This is a genomic window from Clavibacter sp. MX14-G9D, assembly GCF_032917815.1.
Taxonomy (GTDB): domain Bacteria; phylum Actinomycetota; class Actinomycetes; order Actinomycetales; family Microbacteriaceae; genus Clavibacter; species Clavibacter michiganensis_K.
In genome coordinates this window covers 1-2,860 of sequence record NZ_JAVCVL010000284.1, presented here as the reverse complement: position 1 = coordinate 2,860, position 2,860 = coordinate 1, and the positions used below count along the sequence as shown (strand labels likewise).

The 2,860-nt window shown below is 75.5% G+C and carries 2 protein-coding genes; both read left to right on the top strand.

All coding sequences use genetic code 11. From position 1 onward, the window contains the following. Window positions 1–242: 242 nt before the first annotated feature. Window positions 243–1,166 carry a dienelactone hydrolase family protein gene (locus Q6969_RS14720; RefSeq protein ID WP_317231115.1) on the top strand — a complete coding sequence of 308 codons (924 nt, stop codon included), beginning with the start codon at window positions 243–245 and terminating at the stop codon, window positions 1,164–1,166. A 250-nt stretch (window positions 1,167–1,416) separates the two neighbouring features. Further along, window positions 1,417–2,860, top strand: a 1,444-nt coding sequence (locus Q6969_RS14715; protein WP_317231114.1) for a threonine/serine exporter family protein, incomplete at its 3' end; no start/stop codon positions are given.

Sequence of the window (2,860 nt, the reverse complement as noted above, 5' to 3'; positions counted from 1 at the left end):
CCCGCGCCCGGGACGGTGCGCGCATCCGCGCCCGCACCCGTGTCCGACGCAGAGGCGGACGGCATCGCCGACCGCGCCCGCGCGCTCGCCCGCGAGCTGGACCAGCTCGCCCGCCGGCTGGGCTGACGCGAGCGCCGCCGGGAGGGCTGGGGAGGAACGGACGACCGCGGGCGGCACGCCCCCTAGCGTCTCCGTACCGCGGCGCTCGCCGCACCCTCCCCACGTCGAACAGGAGCATCCCCATGCCCGTCCTCACCTCCGCGCCGCGTCTGCGGCCCGCCGCCCTCACCGCGCTGGCGCTCGTCGCGCTGCTGGCCGTGCCCACCGCGGCCCAGGCCGCCCCTGCGCACCATCCCGCCCACGCCCGCACGGCGTCCGCCCCGGCGCAGCACCACGTCACGCACCCGATCACCACCACCACGGTCCCGGCCAGCCCGTCCCTGGGCTTCGGCGGCGGCACGATCTTCGCCCCGTCCGACACCGGCCGCGCCGTCCTCGGCAGCGTCATCGTCACCCCCGGCTTCACCGACACGCAGGCCGGCATGCGCTGGTACGGCACCGACCTCGCGGCGGAGGGCTTCGTCGTCCTCACCATCGACACCCTCGACCCCGACCGCTACGACACCCCCGACGCGCGCGCCACGCAGATGCTCGCCGCCGCCGACTACCTCACCGGCAAGAGCGCGGTGAAGTCCGTGGTCTCGAAGGACCGCGTCGGCCTCCTCGGCTTCTCCATGGGCGGGGGCGGCGTGCTCCAGGCCGCGCAGTCCCGCCCCTCCATCAAGGCGGCGGTCGCGCTCATGCCGTTCGACTTCTCCTCCGACCCCGACGGCGGCGCCCCCGGCTACCCGCGCCTGACGACCCCGGCTCTGGTGGTGTCGGCCCAGAAGGACGACCTCGCCGACCCGACGGCCATGGTGAAGCCCATGTACGACTCCATCCCGAAGGGCACCCCCAAGCAGTACCTGCAGCTGCGGGGCGCCGGTCACCAGGCCGGCCAGAACACGCCGAACGGGACCATCCGCGTCGCGGCGACCGCGTTCCTCAAGCGCTACCTGGACGGGAACGGCGCCTACGGCAAGTTCATCTGCCCGGCCCCCGCGGTGACGCCGACGGGTCCGATCAGCGAGTCGACCAGCACCTGCGACGGCCCGCGCCGGCGCTGACCCGCACGGCAGCAGCCGACCGTCCGCGGCGTCCGACCTCCGGGTCGGGCGCCGCGCGCGCGTGCGGGGTCCGGGACCTAGGGTGGAGGGGATCCACCATCCGCCCCCGCACACCGCGGGCCGGCCACCGAACGGAGCGCTGATCGCGCTGAGCACCACCCCGCCCCCCGCGGACCCGCGTCGCCCCCGCAGGGATCCGGGTGCCGCGCGCCCGCCGCGCCAGCGCCGCCGCCGCGTCAACCCGCAGGAGATGCGCGACGTCCGCGCCCGCCTCCGCGGCACCATCTACGAGGGCACCGAGCCCGCGCACGGCCGCCTCGGCGACCTCTACTCCCCGAGCCAGATCGTCGACTTCTGCCTCGACCTCGGCGAGGTGATGCTCGCCTCCGGCGCCGACGTGCGCGCCGTGGAGATCGCGATCGTGGCGGTCAGCACCAAGTGGAACCTGGCGCCGCTGGAGCTCGACATCACGGGCACGGCCATCACCATCCAGTACGCGCCCCTCGAGGGGCCGCCGCTCGTGAAGCTGCGCGTGGTCACCGCGGAGGGCAGCGACCTGCACCGGCTGTCGCTCGTCTACCAGATCGTCGACGAGCTGCTCCACGACGACCGCGACATGACGAGCGCCGTGGACGGCCTCGTCGACGTGCTGCGGTCGCCGCCGCGGTGGCCGTCGTGGATCACCGACGCGGCCATGGGCCTCTTCGGCGTCTCCGTCTCGCTGCAGGCCGGCGGCACCGTGCCCGGCGCGCTCGGCGCCTTCCTGCTCATGGTCGGCGTGATGGTCCTCGGCCGGCAGCTGTCGCGCCGCGGCATCCCGCCCTTCTTCGTGGTCGCCCTGCAGTCGGCGGGGGTGGCCGCGCTCGGCACGCTCGCGATCTGGTGGGGGCTGCTGCCCGCGGGGAGCGCGGCCGCGATGGTCGCCGCCGTGGTGGTGCTGATCCTCCCCCACGTCACCATCGTCACCTGGGCCCAGGACGCCATCTCGGGCTTCCGGGCCATGGCGGTGTCGCGGGCGATGATCATCGTGCTCATCGTCGCGGGCATCGCCGTCGGCATCCCGGGCGGGCTCGCGGTCACCGCTGGCGTCGCCATCGAGGTCGACCCGACCGACATCACGCTGCGGGCGCTCCCGCTGTGGATGCTGCTCATCACCACGTTCTTCGCCGCGGGCGCGACCGGAATCACGCAGGGCGCCAACGCGCGCGTGATGCCCGTCGCCATCGCGGTCGCGCTCGTCGGCACGGTCTCGCTGTGGACGCTGAAGCTCCTCGGGGTGCCGCTGCTGGCGGGCACGTTCCTGGTCGCGACCCTGCTCGGGGCCCTCGGGACGGTGGTGGCGGCGCGCCTCCGGGTGTCGGCCACGGCGATCGCGGTCCCCGCCTTCTGCGGGTCCCTGCTGCCCTCCCTCGCGGTCGCCTCGGCGCTCCTCAACTCGATGGCGGGCACGTCCGGGGCGACGGGCGCCTTCGTCGGCGCGATGGCGACGACGCTCGCCATCGGCGCGGGCCTCGTGCTCGGGAGCCTGCTGGCCACGCCGCAGGCCCGGCGCCACCTCCGCCGCCGCTCCAAGCGGGTGGTCGTCCGCTCCGTCCGGCTGGACACGACGCCGATCGGCGTCGTCCGCGACCCGGCGCTCGCGCACCCGTCGCTCGGCAACCCGTCCCGCGGCGATGCGGCGCCCGGCCACCCGG

Coding starts and splice junctions, on each gene's coding strand:
- Q6969_RS14720 (WP_317231115.1), top strand. CDS start 243: ATGCCCGTCCTCACCTCCGCGCCGCGTCTGCGGCCCGCCGCCCTCACC.